This is a genomic window from Bradyrhizobium sp. T-12 (assembly GCF_058314695.1).
This window is the reverse complement of the sequence record NZ_CM177756.1, coordinates 720,808-738,059: the sequence shown is the minus strand read 5'-3', so window position 1 is coordinate 738,059 and position 17,252 is coordinate 720,808. Positions and strand designations below refer to the sequence as shown.

Below are 17,252 nucleotides of genomic sequence, written 5' to 3'. Positions count from 1 at the left end.
ACCACACTCTCGCTGTCGTCCCCTCACCCACCCCTCCCCAGATGCTCCAGCGCATCTTCCGCCCGCAACGGCACGCGCGAGGCCTCGTTATTGAGGTCGACGAGCTGCGACATCAACGCCATCAGCGTCTTGCGGTCGGCCGGCTTGAGCGGCTCCAGCATGCGCGCCTGGGCACGCTCGACGGCGGGAATGATCTCGCGCAGGATCGCGGCGCCTGATTTGGTCAGGTAGAGCAGCTTGATCCGCTTGTCCTCGGGCGCCGGCTTGCGCTCGACAAAGTCCTTGGCCTGCAGCCGCTCGATCACGCTGCCGAGCGTGGAGCGGTCGAAGGCGATCACCGCCGACAGCCGTGTGGCGTCGATGCCGGGATGGGTGTGGATCGCGATCAGCGCGGCATATTGCACCGGGGTCAGGTCGAACGCCTTGCACTCCTCCATGAAGATCGAAACCGCGATCTGCTGCATGCGCCGGAACAGATAGCCCGGCGCGGCATAGACCGCATCGATCGTGATCGGAGGAGGCGGCTTACTCGGCATCGGGCTGCTTCTCCGGTGCGGCCTCGGCGAACGCCGCCAGCCCCTTGGCCGCGGTCTCCGCTTTGAGCAGGCGCGGATAGGCCGAGACATCGACGCCGAAGCGGCGCGCATTGGCGAGCTGCGGCACCAGGCAGAGATCGGCCAGCGTCGGCGCATTGCCGAAGCAGAACGGCCCCGGCTCGTCCTTGATCAGCGTCTCGCAGGCCGACAGCCCTTCGCGGTTGACCCAGGCGGCCCACTCCTGGACCTTCTCTTCGGCCAGACCGAGTTCGCGAAGCCGCGCCAGCACTTTCAGGTTCTGCACCGGATGGGTGTCGCAGGCGATCGCCAGGGCGAACGCCCGCACCTTGGCGCGCCGCAGTGCATCTTTCGGCAGCAGCGGCGGATTGGGGTGCGTCTCGTCGAGCCATTCGATGATCGCGACCGATTGTGTCAGCACAGCACCGCCATCGTTCTCCAGCGCCGGCACGAGGCCTTGCGGGTTGATGGCGAGATAAGCGGGCGCACATTGCTCGCCCTTGCGCAAATGATGCGGCAAGTGCGCGGCCTTGAGGCCCTTGAGGTTCAACGCGATCCGCACCCGATAGGCGGCGCTGGAGCGGAAATAGCCGTGCAGCTTCATTGGGACCTCCCTATATCCTCGGTCATTTTGGGGCCTTGTACGCCGTCCCTCGCATTGACGCTACCTAGATCGTCAGTATACTGTCAATCAACAAAACGAACGGGAGCGCCGCCATGGAAGCCGTGACCAAGACGCCGGAGCGCGAGGCCTTCTACAAGAAGATCGACGGCGAGAACCTCACCGCGCTGTGGACGGTGATGAGCGATCTGATCACGCCGGAGCCGAAGAGCGCCTGCCGGCCGCATCTCTGGCAATTCGACGTCATCCGCGACTACATGATCGAGGCCGGCAAGCTGATCACCGCCAAGGAAGCCGAGCGCCGCGTGCTGGTGCTGGAGAACCCCGGCCTGCGCGGCCAGTCCAAGATCACGACCTCACTCTATGCCGGCGTGCAGATGGTGGTGCCCGGCGACGTCGCACCGGCGCACCGGCACAGCCAGTCGGCGCTGCGCTTCGTGCTCGAAGGCAAGGGCGCCCACACCGCCGTGGACGGCGAGCGCACCGCGATGGAGCCGGGCGATTTCATCATCACGCCATCGATGACCTGGCACGATCATTCCAACGAAACCAACGAGCCGATGTTCTGGCTCGACGGCCTCGACATTCCGCTGGTGCAGTTCTTCGACTGCTCCTTCGCCGAGGGATCGAAAGAGGACCAGCAGAAGATCACAAGACCCGCGGGCGACAGCTTTGCGCGCTACGGCCACAATCTGCTGCCGGTCGATGTGAAGCGGAGCTCGAAGACCTCGCCGATCTTCAGCTATCCCTATGCCTACACGCGTGAGGCACTGGAGAAGGCTCGAACGAGCCAGGAGTGGGACGCCTGCCACGGGCTGAAGCTGAAGTTCAGCAACCCCGAGACCGGCGATTTCGCGATGCCGACCATCGGCACCTTCATCCAGCTGCTGCCGAAGGGCTTCAAGACCGCGCGCTATCGTTCGACGGATGCGACGGTGTTCTGCCCGATTGAGGGCAAGGGCCGCAGCCGCATCGGCGATACCGTGTTCGAATGGGGCCCGCGCGATCTGTTCGTGGTGCCGAGCTGGCACTGGGTCACGCATGAGGCGGATGAGGATGCCGTGCTGTTCAGCTTCTCGGACCGGCCGGTGCAGCAGAAGCTGGATCTGTTCAGGGAAGATCGCGGCAACGCGTGAGGCTCTCGTAGGGTGGATTAGCCGAAAGCGTAATCACCATCTTCGGAAACAGAAAAGGTGGCAGCGCGGATTGCCGCTACCGCCAGTGCAGCAACCGCACCTCCAGCCAGCCGATCAGCTTGCCGACCGCGAGGCCGAACACCGACAGGATCACGACGCCCGCGAGCAGCTGATCGGTCTGCATCAGATTGCCGGCCTGCAGCACGAAGGCGCCGATGCCGTATTGGGCGCCGATCATCTCGGCGCTGACGACGAGGAGCAGCGCGACAGAGGCCGTGATGCGAAAGCCGGCGAGGATCGCGGGCAGCGCGCCCGGCCAGATCACCTTGCGCACGATGGTCGCGAAGGGGACGTTGAAGCTCTGCGCCATGCGGATGAGGTTTCGCGGCACCGCATCGACGCCACTGTAGACCGAGATCGCGGTCGAGAAGAACACCCCGAGCGCAATCGTCGCGATCTTCGGCTCTTCGCCGATGCCGAGCCAAAGAATGAGCAGCGGCAGCAGCGCGATCTTCGGGATCGGGAACAGCGCCGAGATGAAGGTGATGCCAACGCTGCGCGCCAGCCTGGACAGGCCGATGGCAAAGCCCACAGCGACGCCCGCCGCCGTGCCGAGCAGCCAGCCTACGCCGATGCGCAGCAGCGAGGCCGACAGATGCTGCCAGAGCGCGCCGGAGATCGCGAGCTGATAGATCGCACGGACAATCGCGGCGGGTGTCGGCAGAAACAGCGCATTGACGAGGCCGGCGCTGCCTGCGGCCTGCCAGATCGCGATGACGATCGCGAGCGCGATCCAGCCGCCGTAGCGGCTCGATGCCGGCACGAAGCCGGCGCCGCGGAAGCGGACGCGCCGGGTTGCAGCGTCTTTCGCAATTTCGGCCGGCGCGCGATCAAGCATGCTGGACCTCGCGCTCGGCGTCGATCGCCTCGTTGCGGATCAGCGACCAGATCTGGTTCTGCAGCGCCGGAAGCTTTTCGCGCGCTTCAGCCTCCCCGCGCGCAGCGCGCGTCATCGGCACGGTCACGACCTCGCGGATGCGGCCGGGCCTGCGCGACAGCACCACGATGCGGTCGGCGAGCCGCGCCGCCTCTTCGAGATTGTGGGTGACGTAGACCGCGCCCATGCCGCCATCGGCGAGCAGGCGGACGAAATCCTCCATCAGCAATTCGCGGGTCTGCGAATCCAGCGCCGACAGCGGCTCGTCCATCAGCAGGATGGCCGGCTTGACTGCGAGCGCGCGCGAAATGCCGACGCGCTGGCGCATGCCGCCGGAAAGCTGTTTCGGATAGGCTTTACGGAAATCAGTCAGCGTCGTGCGGCGCAAGGCGTCCTCGACCAGCGCGCGTCGCTGCACGGCCGAAAGCTGGGTGTGCAGCAGCGGGAATTCGACATTCTCCTCCACCGTCGCCCAGGGCAGCAGCGCAAAGTCCTGGAACACGAAGGTCAGCGGATTGAGGCTGTCCGCCGGCGGCGAGCCCCGGAGTTCGGGCGCGCCGGAGGTCGGCTGCAACAGTCCGCCGAGGATCGACAGCAGCGTGCTCTTGCCGCAGCCGGAAGGCCCCACGATCGCCACCACCTCGCCGGCGCCGACGGTGAAGGAGACATCGTCGAGCACGGCGAGATCGCCGAAGCGGTGGGTGATGTGGCTGGCGATCAGGTCCATGAACTGGTTTCTGCTCTCAATCCGCCTTCACATAGTCCTTGGCGATGATCGCCTCCGCGTCAAAACCCTTGTCGGCAAAACCCTGCTCCTGCAGCCATTTGATCTGGTTGTCGACGTTCTTCACATCCAGCTTGCCGTCGGGGTCGATATAGGCGCAATTGCCGACCACCTGCTCGACCGGCAGGTTGGTATACTTGGCGATGATCTCCAGGAGCGGTTTCGTCTTGTCGTTGATGGGCGCGACGCCGTCCTTCATCGCGGCGAGGATGACGTCGTGATATTCGCGGTCGGCCTTGGCGAGCGCGCCGAGCAGCTTCGTCACCAGCGCCTTGTTGGTCAGCGTTTTCGGCGAGGCGAACACCGCGCCCAGCTGCCAGGGCGTCTCGTCGCCGACCCAGCCCAAAAATTTCGCGCCGCCCTCGTCCATCAGCTTGCGCGCGGTGGAGATCGGCAGCAGCGCGGCATCGACGGTCTCGCCCTTCAGCGCGGCGGCCGCATTCGACAGCGATTGCAGCGGCACGATCTTCACGTCCGCGAGCTTGAAGCCGTATTTGTCGGCGAGCAGGCCGAGCGAATAGTGAAAGCTCGATCCGACCTGCGTCATCGCCACGCGTTTTCCCGCGAGGTCCTTCGGCGTCTTCAGCCCGGCGGCGTAAGCGTTGTTGCTGGCGAAATAGCCGATCAGGGGATAGCCGGCTTTCTCGCGGCTCATGCCGCCGATCACCTTCAGCGTGCCCTTGCCGGCAAGGTTATAGAGACCCGCGGTGAAGGCGGTGATGCCGAAATCGACGTCGCCCGAGGTCGTCGCGACCGCGATCGGCTGGGCCGCGTCGAAGAATTTCAGCTCGACCTCTAAGCCGGCCTCGCGGAAATAGCCCTTGTCCTGCGCGATGAAGACCGGCGCGGAGGAGGACAGGCGCAGCACGCCGATCCTGGCCTTCAACGCGTCCTCGGCCCGCGCCGTGCCAATCGCCGTGATCGCCAGAAGACCCGCAAGCGCGAGCCGCACCATCCCGATCATCCCGTTTCCTCCGCCGTCGTTGTCTTGGTCGTTCTATTGCAAGCCCGTCACAAACCTTCAGGCAGCGCCTGGTCCCGGCCGATGAAGGCGCCCTGTTGTTTCAACGTTTCCTGCAACTTTTCAATGGGGATTTCGCGTGGGATCCGGTTTCCGGAGAGCGCCAGCGCGGCGGCGGAACCGGCAGCCTCCCCCATCACGAAACAGGCACCGGAGACCCGCGCCGCCGACTGGCCCTCATGGGTCATGGAGGCGCAGCGGCCGGCGACGAGCAGGTTGTCGACGCCCTCGGGGACCAGCATCCGGTAGGGCAACTCGTTATAGCCACGCGATTCCGGGATCGGCGGGAAGGTGAAGACGACATCGCCGGGAACATGGGCCTCGATCGGCCAGCCATTGACGCCGATGGAATCCGTAAACGAGGCACAGCCGAGTACGTCCTCGCCGCTGAGCTGGTAGCCGCCCGTGACGCGACGGGTCTCGCGGATGCCGAGCTGCGGCGGCAAATCGACGATGTAGGACTTTTCAAAGCCCGGCACAGTGCTGCGCAAAAACGCGTATGCGGCGAGCGCCTGCTTGCGGCCCTCGATCTCGCCGCGGGTGAGATCGTCGGGCTCAACGCCGTTGATGGCGTGACCGTCCTCGCGCGCCACCTGCGTGAAATTCACCCGCCATTCGATGCCGGATTTTTGCGGCCGCACGATCGCGCTTTTCCGCGGGAATGTGTGCGTGCCGGCCGCGGTCGCCTTCTCCATTAATTGCGGGATGGTACGCCAGGCGTCGCCCGCCCTTTCGGGATCGATGCCGTTGAGACGCAGCATCATCGAGGGATAGAGCGGATGACCGTCTGCGTCGCCGATCTCGAAGGGCGCGCCGGCCCACACCGCGAGGTCGCCGTCGCCGGAGCAATCGATGAAGATCTCAGATCGCACCGCCTGGCGGCCGGCCTTGGTCTCGACCAGCAGCGCGTCGATACGGCTGTCATCGCTCATCACGACACCGGCGCCGAGCGCATGGAAGAGGATGTGCACCTTGTGGCTGGCGAGCAGCTCGTCGGCCGCGATCTTGTAGGCGGCGGTGTCGTAGGCCTGGGCGAACACCTTGCCGAGGATCAGGTGCGGCGTGTTGAGGCCACCCAGCCGATCGATCCGCGCCAGCAGCTCGGACGCCATGCCCTGCACCAGCCGCCGGTGCTCGCCATGGACATTGCCATGCAAGCCGCAGAAATTGGTGACGCCGGCCGCCGTGCCCATGCCGCCGAGGAAGCCGTAACGCTCGATCAGCAGCGTCTTCCGCCCGGCCCGGGCAGCTGAACCCGCCGCGACGATGCCGGCGGGACCGCCGCCGAGCACGACGACTTCATATTCGCCATAGAGCGGCACCTGGCGTGCCGGTTCTTCGATCGTCGTGGCCCGCATGGCGCGTCCCTTCCCGAATTTCCTTTGCTTGGGGCGACTATGAATTAACGCGCAGCGGGCTACAATCTACCAAAATACGCGATCAGCTTACGCGAATCGAGAAAGGTCGAGATGGACATCCTCGTGAACCTGCAGGCCTTCCTAGCCACTGCCGATGCCGCCGGCTTCTCCGCCGCCGCGCGAAAGCTGGGGGTCTCGACCTCGGTGGTCGCAAAACGCGTCACGCAGCTGGAGGCGCGGATCGGCACGCTGCTGTTTCACCGCTCGACCCGGCAATTGCGGCTGACCGAAGCCGGGCAGCGCTACGTGCACCGCGCCCGCGGCGTCGTCACCGATGCCACCGACCTGCTCTCGCGCATGGGCGAGAAGGGCCACGATCTCGTCGATCACCTCCGCATCAAGGCGCCGACCTCGCTGACGGTAGCACGGCTCGCCGACGCCTTCAGCGCGTTCCAAACCCAGAACCCGAAGCTCAAGCTCGATATCGTGCTGATCGATCGCCCGGTCGATCCCGTCACCGAAGGCTTCGACATCGCCATCGGCGCCTTCCCGCATTCCTTTGGCGGCGTGGTCGATGAGCCGCTATGCGCGCTGAAGCGGCTGCTCTGCGCCTCGCCGGCCTATTTGAAGAAACACGGCACGCCGAAGCATCCGCGCGATCTGGTCGAGCATCGCTGCCTCAGCTTCCTGCCGACCGGCCCGGAATGGGTGTTCGACGGACCGCGCGGCCGCATCAGCATCCAGGTCAGCCCGCTGCTCTCCTCCAACGAGGGACACGTGCTGGCGCGCAGCGCCGTCGCCGGCAACGGCATCGCGCTACTCTCGCATTATCTCGTCGCCGACGCCCTGCGCGAAGGGACGTTGAAGCCGGTGCTGCGCGACTTTCCGATTCCGGAATTATGGGTGAAGGCCGCGATCCCCGAGCGTCGGCGCAATGCCGCCGCGGTGCAGGCGCTGCTGACACTGCTGAAAACGTCACTCACGCCGTCGCTGTAGGCAGCGCCTCGCATGCGGGCTACACGCCCCATAAGATGGCTGCCCTTAACCGGCGGACCTGAGAGAAGGGCCGCCATGGATTCGATCGTCCTGAAATTCGCCCTGCCCGCCCTCGTCGCTCTCGCGCTCTGCAGCGCTCCCGCCGTAGCCGTGGAGCAGAACTGCCGCTTCATCCAGGCCAAGCTCGAGCGCGAAGCCTGCTACAAGCGGCAGGAGGACGAGCTCGCGGCCAAGCGCAAGCCCGCGCCCGCGAACGACGAGAGCAAGACGCTCGAAACGCTGCGCCAGATGCGACAGGACGACGACGCCGTCTATCGCAGTATCAACAACATCTGCCGCGGCTGCTGACGTTCAGCCCTTCGCGCCGCCCCACTTCCCGGCCCGCTTCTCGGCGAACGATGCCAGCCCTTCCGCCGCCTCCGCGCTCTGGCGCTTGAGCGAATGCAGCTGCACGAGCCGCTTGTAAGCCGCATCGTCCACCGCCATTCCGCCGAACGAGCTCTCCAGGGCAAGCCGCTTGGTCTCGGCCATCGCTTCAGGCCCGTTGGCGAGCAATTGCTCGACCACCTTGCTGCCGGCAGATTCGAGCTCGGCGAACGGCACCACCTCGTGCACGAGGCCGATGCGGCGCGCGTCCTCGGCGCCAAAACGTTCGCCGGTGAGGGCATAGCGGCGGACCTGCCTGATACCGATGGCATCGCAGAGCTGCGGGATGATGATCGCGGCCGTCAGGCCCCAGCGCACCTCGGTGATCGAGAACAGCGCATTGTCCGCGGCGATCACGACGTCGCAAGCCGCTATCACGCCGGTGCCGCCGCCGAAGCAGCCGCCCTGCACCAGGGCGACGGTCGGAATCGGCAGCGTGTTGAGCCGCTGCACGGCCTCGAACGTCGCACGGGATGCCGCTTCGTTCGCCTCGGCCGATTGCGGCCGCACGCCGTTGATCCATTTCAAATCCGCGCCGGCCTGGAAGTGCTTGCCGTTACCCCTCAGCACGACGACGCGCAAATTGGGTTTCTTGCCGAGCTCGTCCATGGCCGCGAGCACGCCCGCGATCAGCGCGCCGTCATAGGCATTGTTGACCTCCGGACGGTTCAACGTGACGGTTGCAACCCCACGCTCATCAAGGGTCCACAGGACGGGGCTGGCAGTCATCGGCGATCCTCCGCATCTTTGATTGGCCTGCACTATGGCCGAGCTGGCGCATCCCGATCCATATCTTTCCAGCGTGGGGCGGTCGCGCCCATCGCATGGCGGCTTGTGTCATGCTGCCGCCTGACGGCACCAAGGGACAGGACGGAATCATCATGCGCATCTGCATTTTCGGCGCGGGCGCCGTCGGCAGCCACATCGCGGTCCGGCTGGCGCGGGCAGGCCATGAGGTTTCATGCGTGATGCGCGGTGCGCATCTGGAGGCGGCGCGCGCGGGCGGCCTCAAGCTGCGGGTCGGCGATTCCGAGGTCTCCGCCAAGGTGAACGCGTCAGGCGATGCGGCCCAGCTCGGGCCGCAGGATGTCGTGATCTCCACGCTGAAGGCAACCGCGCTGCCGGGGCTGGTCGCCAGCATCAAGCCGCTGCTGCAGGACGATACCGCCATCGTGTTCGCGCAGAACGGCATTCCCTGGTGGTACGGGATCGGCCTGCCGCCGCGGCATCCGACGCCGCCGGACATATCCTTCCTCGACCCCGGCGGGCGCCTGCGCGCCTGCATACCGAAGGAGAGGATCATCGGCGGTGTCGTCTTCTCCTCCAACGAGGTGATCGCGCCCGGCGTGGTGCATAACCTCACGCCGGACCGCAACCGACTGCTGATCGGCGAATGCGACGACCGCAATTGCGAGCGGATCACAAAACTTCGCAACGTCTTCAACGACGCGCGGCTGGAATCTCCCCCGGTGGCCGAGATCCGCGAGGCGATCTGGTCAAAGCTGCTGACCAACATGTCGCTGTCGGTGCTGTGCCTGCTCACCGGCCAGACCGCACGCGGCGTGCGCGACGATCCTGCTTTCACCGAGGTCATTCCGCGCATGCTGAACGAGGCCAACGACATCGCCCAGCATTTCATCCCCGAGGTCAAGCGCGTGACGCGCAGCGGCCCCGCCCCCAACCACAAGCCCTCGCTGCTGCAGGATTACGAACTCGGCCGCGCCATGGAGATCGACGTGCTGGTCAGGGCGCCTGCCGCGTTCGCGCGCGCCGCCGGCCTGTCAACGCCGACGCTCGATTTGATCGCGGCGCTGGCAATCCAGAAGGCGCGGGACAAGGGGCTCTATTCCGCCTGAACTTCAGGCGAGACTGTCGATCCAGGCCGCCAGCGTGTCCAGCACCTCCGTGAGCGCCTCATCATTGGTCCGGCCGGACCTCTTCAGCACCGCGAAGGAGTGATCGCCGCCTTCGACCTCATGCAGCGTCGCCTTCGCCCCGAGCGATGCGATGACAGGCCTGAGATGACCGAGGTCGGCCAGCTCATCGCGGGTGCCTTGCAGGAACAGCATGGGGATGGCGATACCGGCGAGGTGCTCGGCGCGCTCGGATGACGGCTTCTTGGCGGCGTGCAGGGGAAAGCCCAGGAAAGCGAGCCCCTTCACTTCGGGCATCGGCGCCTTGGACTGCGCCTGCGAGGTCATGCGCCCGCCGAACGATTTGCCGCCCGCCACGAGTGTCACCCCGGGGCATAGCCGCGCCGCCTCCGTCACCGCCGTACGGACGGCTGCGTGCGCAACGGCCGGCTGGTCGGGACGTCCCTTCTTCTCTTCCATGTAGGGGAAATTGAAGCGGAATGTCGCGATGCCGCGGTCAGCGAGTCCTTGGGCGGTCTTCGCCATGAAGGAATGCCGCATATCCGCACCTGCCCCATGCGCCAGCACGTAGCAGGCGCGCGCCTTGTCAGGCTGCGTCAGGATCGCCGAGACCGTGCCGACGCGCTCGATGTCGAGCTTGAGCTCTCTTGTTTTGACAGCCACAATCAACCATCCCGACAGACGCTGTTACGGCCGCCTTGGTAGCGTCCCCGGCGCAGCCTGAAAACACAATAATTGCCGCCGCCCGCTGGCCTACCTAGCAGGCAAGCCGCACCAACCGAGGGTATCATGGCCTATCGCTCCTCCTGGATGACCGAAGAGCTCGACGTCTTCCGCGACCAGTTCCGGAAATATCTCGCCAAGGATCTGGCGCCGCACGCCGAGAAATGGCGCGAGCAGAAGATGGTCGACCGCTTCGCCTGGCGCGGGCTCGGCGAGATGGGCGCGCTATTGGCGAGCGTGCCGGAGGAATATGGCGGCTTGGGCGCCACCTTCGCCTATGACGCCGCGGTGCTGGACGACCTCGAAAGCACGGTGCCGGAGCTGACGACTGGCGTCTCCGTTCACAGCGCCATCGTCGCGCATTACATCCTCAATTACGGCTCGGAGGAGCAGAAGAAGCGCTGGCTGCCGAAGATGGCCTCCGGCGAGATGGTCGGCGCCATCGCCATGACCGAGCCCGGCACCGGCTCGGATCTGCAAGCCGTCAAGACCACGGCGAAGAAGCAGGGCAATTCCTACGTCATCAACGGCCAGAAGACTTTCATAACCAACGGCCAGGCCGCAGATCTCGTCATCGTCGTCGCGCGCACGGGCGAAGCGGGCGCCAAAGGCATCTCGCTGATCGTGGTCGAGACCGCGGGCGCCGACGGCTACAAGCGCGGGCGCAACCTCGACAAGATCGGCCTGCACGCCTCCGACACGTCGGAGCTTTTCTTCGACAATGTGACGGTGCCCCCGGATAACCTGCTCGGCAAGGAGGAGGGCCAGGGCTTCGTTCAGCTGATGCAGCAATTGCCGCAGGAGCGCCTTGCGCTCGCGGTCGGCGCCGTCGCCGCGATGGAGCGCGCGGTCAAGCTCACCGTCGATTACACCAAGGAGCGCAAAGCCTTCGGCAAGCCGCTGATGGATTTCCAGAACACCGCCTTCAAGCTCGCCGAGCGCAAGACCGAGGCGATGATCGCGCGCGTCTTCGTCGACTGGTGCATCGAGCGCCTGGTCGCCGGAGATCTCGACACGGTCACGGCGTCGATGGCGAAATACTGGTGCTCGGAAAAGCAGGTCGAGACCGCCGACGAATGCCTGCAGCTGTTCGGCGGCTACGGTTACATGCAGGAATACCCGATCTCGCGCATCTTCATCGATTCCCGCATCCAGAAGATCTATGGCGGCACCAACGAGATCATGAAGCTGCTGATCGCCAGGTCGCTGTGATCGGGTCAGGTCGCTGTAATCAGGTCGCTGTGAGCGGCTACTTCATCCGCTGGTCGGCCACGACGAAGTCGATGAAGGTCCGCACCTTCGCGGAGAGATATTTGCGGCTCGGATAAACCGCGAACAGCTTTCCTTCGAAGATGACCTGCCCGGGCATGACGTGCTCGAGGCGGCCACCGGCGATGTCCTCGGCGACCAACCATTTCGGCAGGAAAGCGAGACCCATGCCTTCCAGCGCGGCCATGTGCAGCAGCGTTTCGTTGCCGCTGCGCAGCACCGGGTTGAGCTTGACGGTCTCGGTGCCGTGCTCGCCCGCAAAGGAGAAGCTTTCACCCGGGTACAGCGCGTAGTGCAGCAACGCCTGGCCGGCGAGATCGGCCAATTTGGTCGGGCGCCCCGCACGATCGAGATAAGCGGGCGCGCCGACCATATGGAACGCGACCTTGGTGATGGGGCGCGCGATCAGCGCCTCGTCGGGCGCGCCGGTCGCGCGCAGGGCGAGATCGAATCCCTCCTCGACCAGATTGACCATCCGTCCGCTGAGATCGACGTCGAGGCGGACCTCCGGATAGCGCGCCTGGTAATCCGCCAGCACGCCCGCGAAGATCGTGTTCGCCATCCACACCGGCGCGGTCGGCCGCAGCGTGCCGCGCGGAACGACCGTCGCGTTGCTGACGGCGGCTTCGACCTCGTCGAGCGAGTCCAGCATCTGCCGCGCCTGCTCGAAATAGAGCGCGCCGCTTTCGCTCAGGCTGACGCGCCGGCTGGTGCGGTTAAGCAGCCGCGTGCCCAGCCGCTTCTCGAGTTGCATCACGTGCTTGCTCACCATCGCGGGCGAGATGCGCAGGCGCTGCGCCGCGGTCGCGAAGCTCTTCAGCTCGGCGACCAGGCAAAACACCCTCATGCTGGTCAGAGAATCCATAAGATCATCAACACCTGAGAAATGAACTAATCCCATTACACGTAATGATCAAATATCAGGAAACTATCAAATGGTGGCGACCCTCACGTTTTGGAGAACCATCGTGTCCACTACCACCTATGAGACCACCACACCCGGCCGCGCCCTGCGTATCGGCCTTTGGGCCGCACAGGGCCTGATCTTCTTCGCTTTCACCGCGGCCGGGCTGGTCAAGCTGCTGACGCCGATCCCCGGCCTTGCCGCGATGATGCCCTGGGCCGGCCAGTATTCCGCAACGTTCGTCCGCTTCATCGGACTGGTCGATCTCGCCGGCGGGATCGGCATTCTGCTGCCGGCACTGACGCGGATCCTGCCGCGGCTGACGGTGCTGGCCGCACTCGGCTGTTCCGTGTTGCAGGTGTTCGCGCTCGTCTTCCACATCTCGCGCGGCGAAGCGCCTGTGACGCCGCTCAATGTCGTCCTGCTCGCGCTCAGCCTGTTCGTGCTGTGGGGACGCGGCCGCAGGGCGCCGATTGCCGCTCCGCAATTTTGAGCTGGACGCCGCAGCCATGATCCCAGCCAACGGATGGTCCCGCAGGGGCCTGCTCGCAGGCGCGTCGATCCTCACGGCCGGCGGCACCGCCGCGGCCAAGGAGGATCGTCTCACCGAGGGCGTCGTGATCCTGATCGACAGCAACGAGCCCTATGTCATGGGTCATGCGATCAGCTACTCTGCCAACCTCTCCAGGCATTTTGCCGACAGGGGTGCGAGATTGCTGATCGAGGTGGTCGCCAACGGCAAGGGCATTGACGTGTTCCGGGCGGACAAGACTCCGCTCGTCGAGCCGCTCGCGACGCTGCGGCAGTCGCTGCCCAACCTCGCCTACAGCATGTGCGCGTCGTCAAAAGCGATCGCGGAAACCAAGGAGCAGATCTCCATTCCGCTGATATCGGGCGCGAGCCTCGTCCCGTTCGGAATCGGACGCGTGGTCGATCTGCAACTCAAGGGCTGGGCCTATATCCATGCGTGAGAGGCCTCGCGTGCCCGGCACGGCGCCGTCCAGACGATCGCTCCTGATGGCCGCGCCCGCGCTCATTGCCTCGCTGCGCGCAGGCCGTGCGCGAGGCGGCGACCCGTCCTGGCCGCCGGTGTTCGAGACCGGCCGCAACCAGTTCACGGTCGTGCGGCCTCGTGCGCCGATGGCTCCGCTCCGGCTTCAGGACCTCAATGGCAGGGACATCGTTGCGACGGCAAAGCCGGGACGCATCACGCTGGTCAATTTCTGGGCGACGTGGTGCGCGGCCTGCCGGCTCGATCTGCCCGCGCTCGCAAGCCTGGTGGGATCGCGGCCGGACCGGCTCGACGTCCTCGCGATCTGCACCGATACGAAGGACTTGCGAAAGATTCGCGCATTCCTTGGCGGCCTGGCCGTGCCAAACCTTGCCTGCTACGTCGACGCGTACGACGCAATTGCGGAATCTTCGGTCGGGAATTTCAGGCTTGTCGGCATGCCCGTCACCTATCTGGTCGGAACAAGCAATCACGTCGAGGGCTATATCGCGGGCGCACCCGACTGGCTCTCGCCCGCCGGCGCCCGGCTGCTGCAATTCTATCGCGAGCAGGCCTAGGACGAAGCGGTCTGCCGTCACGCCGCCGGTTCCGACGGCCCTTGCCCGATCGCAAAGGAATGAGATTCTACGACACAACCCGTCATTGCAAGGTGCGCCGACAGACCATACGCTGCCCGTCATCGGCAGCCGCCGTCGGTCTCGTTTGCATCGGGAGAATTGCGAATGGTTCACGTCTCGCGACGGAAACTGCTTCAGCTTGCGGTTGTTGCACCATCGGCGCTTACTGCCGCTTGGACGTCGGTTGCATCCGCCGCGACCGGAAAGAAAATCCTGACTGCGGTGATGCAGTCGGACCTTCGCGTCACCGATCCCGGCTTCACGACGGCCATCATCACCCGCGACCATGGCTACATGGTCTACGATACGCTGCTGGGCATCGATTCCAGCTTCAAGGTGCGGCCGCAGATGGCCGACTGGACGGTGTCCGCGGACAAGCTGACCTACACCTTCACCCTGCGCGACGGCCTGAAGTGGCATGACGGCGCGCCGGTGACGGCGGAGGACTGCGTCGCCTCGCTGAAGCGCTGGTTCACGAGCGTCGACGGCATGGCGCGCAAGCTGATGGACTTCACTTCGGGTATCGAGGCAACAGACGCCAAGACCATCGTGCTCAAGCTGAAGGAGCCCTATGGCCTGGTGCTGGAGACGATCGCCAAGCCGTCGGCCGTTGTCGCCTTCATGATGCCGAAGCGGTTGGCGGAGACCCCGATCACCAAGCAGATTCCGGAGCAGATCGGCTCCGGCCCATTCAAGTTCGTCGCGAGCGAATTCCAGCCTGGCGTGAAAGCCATCTACGAAAAGAACACCGACTATGTGCCGCGCAAGGAGCCGGCCGAATGGACATCGGGCGGCAAGGTGGTCAAGGTCGACCGTGTCGAGTGGATCACGATGCCGGATGCGCAGACCGCGCTCAACGCGCTGCAATCCGGCGATGTCGATTTCGTTGAAACTCCGCCGTTCGACATGCTGCCCGCGCTCGAGTCCAACCCGGACATCACTGTTTCCATCTTGAACAAGTTCGGCTTCCAGTCGTTCGGCCGGATGAACTTCCTGCACCCGCCGTTCGACAATGTGAAGATCCGCCGCGCCGCGCTGCTCGCGATCAACCAAAAGGACGTGCTCGACGCCCAGATCGGCAATCCCAAATACTACAAGTTCTGCGGCGCATTCTTCATCTGCGATACGCCGCTGGCCAGCGATGCCGGCGGCGAGACCCTGATGAAGGGAAACGGAATGGCGGACGCGAAGAAGGCGTTGGCAGAGTCCGGCTATGACGGCACGCCCGTGGTGATCTTGGCGCCAGGCGACCAGATCCTGCTGAAGGCGCAGCCGATCGTGGTCGCGCAGCTGCTCCGCGAGGCCGGATTCAAGGTCGACCTTCAGGCCATGGACTGGCAGACCTTGGTGACCCGCCGCGCCAGCCAGAAGTCGCCGAAGGAAGGCGGCTGGAACATGTTCTTCACCTACCAGGGCGCCGCCGACTCATTGAACCCGCTGGTCAACGTCCCGATGGGCGGCAAGGGCACGAGTGGCGGCTGGTACGGCTGGTCCGAGGACCCCAAGCTCGAGGAGATGCGCGACGCCTTCGCTCGCGCCACTTCACCTGAAGAGCAGAAGAAGATCGCCCTCGACGTGCAGAAGGAAGCCTACGATCAAGTGATCTACATCCCGCTCGGCCAGTTCCAGGCGCCGAGCGCATGGCGCAAATCACTGACCGGCGTGATCGACGGCCCGGCGACGCCGATGTTCTGGAATGTGGAAAAGAACGAGTAGGCTCGCGGCCTCACAAAGCTCTAGTTCGGATGCCACCAGCGGCCGCCGATGACGACGCCTTCGGACACGATCTTGCGATCACCGATCAGGTGCTCGCCGACGACGTCCTCGTAGTCAAACTGGCCTTGGCGCACCGAGATCAGCGTGGCGTCGCCGACGCTGCCCGGCTTGAGGCTGCCGAGCTCGGGACGCCGCAGCGCCATCGCCGCATTCACCGTCGAGGCCGCGATCACGTCGGACAGCTCCATGCCCATGCACAGGAATTTCGACAGGGTCGTGACCTGGTCGAAGGCCGGGCCGTCGATGCAGAGTTGATGGATGTCGGATGAGATGGTGTCGGGATAGAAGCCGTTGGCGAGCATCGCGCGCGCGGTCTTGAAGGCGAACGAACCCTTGCCGTGGCCGATGTCGAACAGCACGCCGCGCTCGCGCGCATCCAGCACCGCCTTCTTCACCGTGCCCTGCGCGGTTGCGGGCGTGTTCGGGAACGGGCGGAACGCGTGGGTCAGCACGTCGCCGGGACGCAGACGTGCCAGGACCTCTTCATAGCTCGGCGGCGGATGATCGATATGCGCCATCAGGGGCATGCCGACCTCGTCGGCAACCTGCAGCGCAATGTCGAGCGGCACCGCCCCTGACGTGCCCGAAGAATGCAGTCCGACGCGCACCTTGATGCCGACGATGAGGTCGCGATTGGCATCGGCGACCTTCGCGGCCTCGATCGGATTCATCAATCGCAGCTCCTCGCTCTCGCCGACCATGATCCGGTGCGAGAAGCCGAAGATGCCGGCATGCGAGACATGCAAATAGGCGAGGATGCGGACCTGGCTCGGCTCGATCACATGCTTGCGGAAGCCGGCGAAATTGCCCGGCCCGGCGCTGCCGGTATCGACCGCCGTGGTGACGCCGGAGAGCCGGCAGAACTCCTCAGCGTCGATGCCGAGCGAGGTGCCGCCCCAATAGACATGGGTGTGCAGATCGATCAGCCCCGGCGTGACGATGAACTGCGAGACGTCGCGTACCTCGGTGCCCGGATCGGCCTTCAGCGCGCTGCCGACCGCCGCCACCTTGCCGCCGGCGAAGGCGACATCGGTCACGGCATCGAGTTTCTGCGAAGGGTCGATCACGCGGCCCCCGCGCAGGATCAGGTCAAAGGGCATCGTCGTCTCCGGATGAGGCAGCGCGGTGCTGCGGCATGGCAGCCCCGCCAGCGAGGAAGGAAGCCATTCGTTTCTAGCAATTTTCGCGCCGAATGGCGCGGCAAACCATAACTCTTGCCTATGAAAAATGGGAATCCGGAAGG

19 protein-coding genes are annotated in these 17,252 nt (G+C 65.1%); 9 read left to right on the top strand and 10 right to left on the bottom strand.

The window, feature by feature from the left end:
- Positions 1-23: 23 nt before the first annotated feature.
- Both AC0WRY_RS03530 and maiA read right to left on the bottom strand, forming a co-directional pair.
- On the bottom strand, positions 24-536 hold the full coding sequence (locus tag AC0WRY_RS03530; RefSeq protein WP_194405687.1) for a MarR family winged helix-turn-helix transcriptional regulator: 513 nt from the start codon (positions 534-536) through the stop codon (positions 24-26).
- Positions 526-1,158, bottom strand: coding sequence for a maleylacetoacetate isomerase (maiA, locus tag AC0WRY_RS03525; RefSeq protein ID WP_194405686.1), 633 nt, complete (start codon positions 1,156-1,158; stop codon positions 526-528). The genes AC0WRY_RS03530 and maiA overlap by 11 nt, the downstream gene beginning before the upstream one ends.
- A 113-nt stretch (positions 1,159-1,271) precedes the next feature.
- On the opposite strand from maiA, the gene gtdA reads away from it, so the two are divergent.
- Positions 1,272-2,312, top strand: a complete 1,041-nt coding sequence (gene gtdA, locus AC0WRY_RS03520; protein WP_194405685.1) for a gentisate 1,2-dioxygenase — start codon at positions 1,272-1,274, stop codon at positions 2,310-2,312.
- Between the two features lie 76 nt (positions 2,313-2,388).
- On the opposite strand, the gene AC0WRY_RS03515 is transcribed toward gtdA, so the two are convergent.
- Genes AC0WRY_RS03515 through AC0WRY_RS03500 form a run of 4 tightly spaced genes read right to left on the bottom strand, consistent with a single transcriptional unit; the run spans position 2,389 to position 6,412 of the window.
- A complete protein-coding gene (locus AC0WRY_RS03515) occupies positions 2,389-3,210 on the bottom strand; it encodes an ABC transporter permease (protein WP_063198012.1) in 822 nt (273 codons plus the stop codon).
- On the bottom strand, positions 3,203-3,976 hold the full coding sequence (locus AC0WRY_RS03510) for an ABC transporter ATP-binding protein (protein WP_194405684.1): 774 nt from the start codon (positions 3,974-3,976) through the stop codon (positions 3,203-3,205). Before AC0WRY_RS03510 ends, AC0WRY_RS03515 begins: the two co-directional genes overlap by 8 nt.
- Positions 3,977-3,992: 16 nt before the next feature.
- Entirely contained in the window at positions 3,993-4,997 is a 1,005-nt protein-coding gene (locus AC0WRY_RS03505; protein ID WP_194405683.1) for an ABC transporter substrate-binding protein, read from the bottom strand.
- A 47-nt stretch (positions 4,998-5,044) separates the two neighbouring features.
- A complete protein-coding gene (locus tag AC0WRY_RS03500; RefSeq protein ID WP_491122676.1) occupies positions 5,045-6,412 on the bottom strand; it encodes an FAD-dependent oxidoreductase in 1,368 nt (455 codons plus the stop codon).
- 111 nt (positions 6,413-6,523) lie between these two features.
- Between AC0WRY_RS03500 and AC0WRY_RS03495 the strand changes: the two genes are divergently transcribed.
- Entirely contained in the window at positions 6,524-7,408 is an 885-nt protein-coding gene (locus AC0WRY_RS03495; RefSeq protein WP_491122675.1) for a LysR family transcriptional regulator, read from the top strand.
- 75 nt (positions 7,409-7,483) lie between these two features.
- A complete protein-coding gene (locus AC0WRY_RS03490) occupies positions 7,484-7,756 on the top strand; it encodes a hypothetical protein (RefSeq protein WP_491122674.1) in 273 nt (90 codons plus the stop codon).
- A gap of 3 nt (positions 7,757-7,759) precedes the next feature.
- Here the strand turns inward: AC0WRY_RS03490 and AC0WRY_RS03485 are convergent, their stop codons facing one another.
- Positions 7,760-8,563: an enoyl-CoA hydratase-related protein gene (locus tag AC0WRY_RS03485; RefSeq protein ID WP_491122673.1), complete on the bottom strand. Its 804-nt coding sequence runs from the start codon at positions 8,561-8,563 to the stop codon at positions 7,760-7,762.
- Positions 8,564-8,715: 152 nt separating this feature from the next.
- On the opposite strand from AC0WRY_RS03485, the gene AC0WRY_RS03480 reads away from it, so the two are divergent.
- Positions 8,716-9,690, top strand: a complete 975-nt coding sequence (locus AC0WRY_RS03480; protein WP_310473261.1) for a ketopantoate reductase family protein — start codon at positions 8,716-8,718, stop codon at positions 9,688-9,690.
- 3 nt (positions 9,691-9,693) lie between these two features.
- Here the strand turns inward: AC0WRY_RS03480 and AC0WRY_RS03475 are convergent, their stop codons facing one another.
- Complete coding sequence (locus AC0WRY_RS03475) at positions 9,694-10,371, bottom strand: alpha/beta hydrolase family protein (protein WP_491122672.1); 678 nt, start codon at positions 10,369-10,371, stop codon at positions 9,694-9,696.
- 126 nt (positions 10,372-10,497) lie between these two features.
- On the opposite strand from AC0WRY_RS03475, the gene AC0WRY_RS03470 reads away from it, so the two are divergent.
- Positions 10,498-11,643 carry an acyl-CoA dehydrogenase family protein gene (locus AC0WRY_RS03470; protein ID WP_194405677.1) on the top strand — a complete coding sequence of 382 codons (1,146 nt, stop codon included), beginning with the start codon at positions 10,498-10,500 and terminating at the stop codon, positions 11,641-11,643.
- Between the two features lie 37 nt (positions 11,644-11,680).
- Here the strand turns inward: AC0WRY_RS03470 and AC0WRY_RS03465 are convergent, their stop codons facing one another.
- Entirely contained in the window at positions 11,681-12,565 is an 885-nt protein-coding gene (locus tag AC0WRY_RS03465) for a LysR family transcriptional regulator (RefSeq protein WP_491122671.1), read from the bottom strand.
- 103 nt (positions 12,566-12,668) lie between these two features.
- Here AC0WRY_RS03465 and AC0WRY_RS03460 point away from each other — a divergent pair, with 103 nt between their 5' ends.
- From AC0WRY_RS03460 to AC0WRY_RS03445, 4 genes are all read left to right on the top strand, one after another.
- Positions 12,669-13,097 carry a DoxX family protein gene (locus tag AC0WRY_RS03460; RefSeq protein WP_491122670.1) on the top strand — a complete coding sequence of 143 codons (429 nt, stop codon included), beginning with the start codon at positions 12,669-12,671 and terminating at the stop codon, positions 13,095-13,097.
- A gap of 16 nt (positions 13,098-13,113) precedes the next feature.
- Positions 13,114-13,575, top strand: a complete 462-nt coding sequence (locus tag AC0WRY_RS03455; RefSeq protein WP_194405674.1) for a DsrE family protein — start codon at positions 13,114-13,116, stop codon at positions 13,573-13,575.
- Positions 13,576-13,621: 46 nt separating this feature from the next.
- Positions 13,622-14,173 carry a TlpA disulfide reductase family protein gene (locus tag AC0WRY_RS03450; RefSeq protein ID WP_246776408.1) on the top strand — a complete coding sequence of 184 codons (552 nt, stop codon included), beginning with the start codon at positions 13,622-13,624 and terminating at the stop codon, positions 14,171-14,173.
- A gap of 165 nt (positions 14,174-14,338) precedes the next feature.
- Positions 14,339-15,949, top strand: a complete 1,611-nt coding sequence (locus AC0WRY_RS03445) for an ABC transporter substrate-binding protein (protein WP_491122669.1) — start codon at positions 14,339-14,341, stop codon at positions 15,947-15,949.
- Between the two features lie 20 nt (positions 15,950-15,969).
- Here the strand turns inward: AC0WRY_RS03445 and AC0WRY_RS03440 are convergent, their stop codons facing one another.
- The gene (locus AC0WRY_RS03440; protein ID WP_194405671.1) at positions 15,970-17,109 is read right to left on the bottom strand and encodes an amidohydrolase/deacetylase family metallohydrolase; all 1,140 of its coding nucleotides are present in this window, start codon (positions 17,107-17,109) and stop codon (positions 15,970-15,972) included.
- Positions 17,110-17,252: the final 143 nt, after the last annotated feature.

Bases quoted from the DNA above. Each gene is read 5' to 3' on its own strand.
- AC0WRY_RS03530 (WP_194405687.1), bottom strand. From the start codon at position 536: ATGCCGAGTAAGCCGCCTCCTCCGATCACGATCGATGCGGTCTATGCC.
- maiA (WP_194405686.1), bottom strand. From the start codon at position 1,158: ATGAAGCTGCACGGCTATTTCCGCTCCAGCGCCGCCTATCGGGTGCGG.
- gtdA (WP_194405685.1), top strand. From the start codon at position 1,272: ATGGAAGCCGTGACCAAGACGCCGGAGCGCGAGGCCTTCTACAAGAAG.
- AC0WRY_RS03515 (WP_063198012.1), bottom strand. From the start codon at position 3,210: ATGCTTGATCGCGCGCCGGCCGAAATTGCGAAAGACGCTGCAACCCGG.
- AC0WRY_RS03510 (WP_194405684.1), bottom strand. From the start codon at position 3,976: ATGGACCTGATCGCCAGCCACATCACCCACCGCTTCGGCGATCTCGCC.
- AC0WRY_RS03505 (WP_194405683.1), bottom strand. From the start codon at position 4,997: ATGATCGGGATGGTGCGGCTCGCGCTTGCGGGTCTTCTGGCGATCACG.
- AC0WRY_RS03500 (WP_491122676.1), bottom strand. From the start codon at position 6,412: ATGCGGGCCACGACGATCGAAGAACCGGCACGCCAGGTGCCGCTCTAT.
- AC0WRY_RS03495 (WP_491122675.1), top strand. From the start codon at position 6,524: ATGGACATCCTCGTGAACCTGCAGGCCTTCCTAGCCACTGCCGATGCC.
- AC0WRY_RS03490 (WP_491122674.1), top strand. From the start codon at position 7,484: ATGGATTCGATCGTCCTGAAATTCGCCCTGCCCGCCCTCGTCGCTCTC.
- AC0WRY_RS03485 (WP_491122673.1), bottom strand. From the start codon at position 8,563: ATGACTGCCAGCCCCGTCCTGTGGACCCTTGATGAGCGTGGGGTTGCA.
- AC0WRY_RS03480 (WP_310473261.1), top strand. From the start codon at position 8,716: ATGCGCATCTGCATTTTCGGCGCGGGCGCCGTCGGCAGCCACATCGCG.
- AC0WRY_RS03470 (WP_194405677.1), top strand. From the start codon at position 10,498: ATGGCCTATCGCTCCTCCTGGATGACCGAAGAGCTCGACGTCTTCCGC.
- AC0WRY_RS03465 (WP_491122671.1), bottom strand. From the start codon at position 12,565: ATGGATTCTCTGACCAGCATGAGGGTGTTTTGCCTGGTCGCCGAGCTG.
- AC0WRY_RS03455 (WP_194405674.1), top strand. From the start codon at position 13,114: ATGATCCCAGCCAACGGATGGTCCCGCAGGGGCCTGCTCGCAGGCGCG.
- AC0WRY_RS03450 (WP_246776408.1), top strand. From the start codon at position 13,622: ATGGCCGCGCCCGCGCTCATTGCCTCGCTGCGCGCAGGCCGTGCGCGA.
- AC0WRY_RS03445 (WP_491122669.1), top strand. From the start codon at position 14,339: ATGGTTCACGTCTCGCGACGGAAACTGCTTCAGCTTGCGGTTGTTGCA.
- AC0WRY_RS03440 (WP_194405671.1), bottom strand. From the start codon at position 17,109: ATGCCCTTTGACCTGATCCTGCGCGGGGGCCGCGTGATCGACCCTTCG.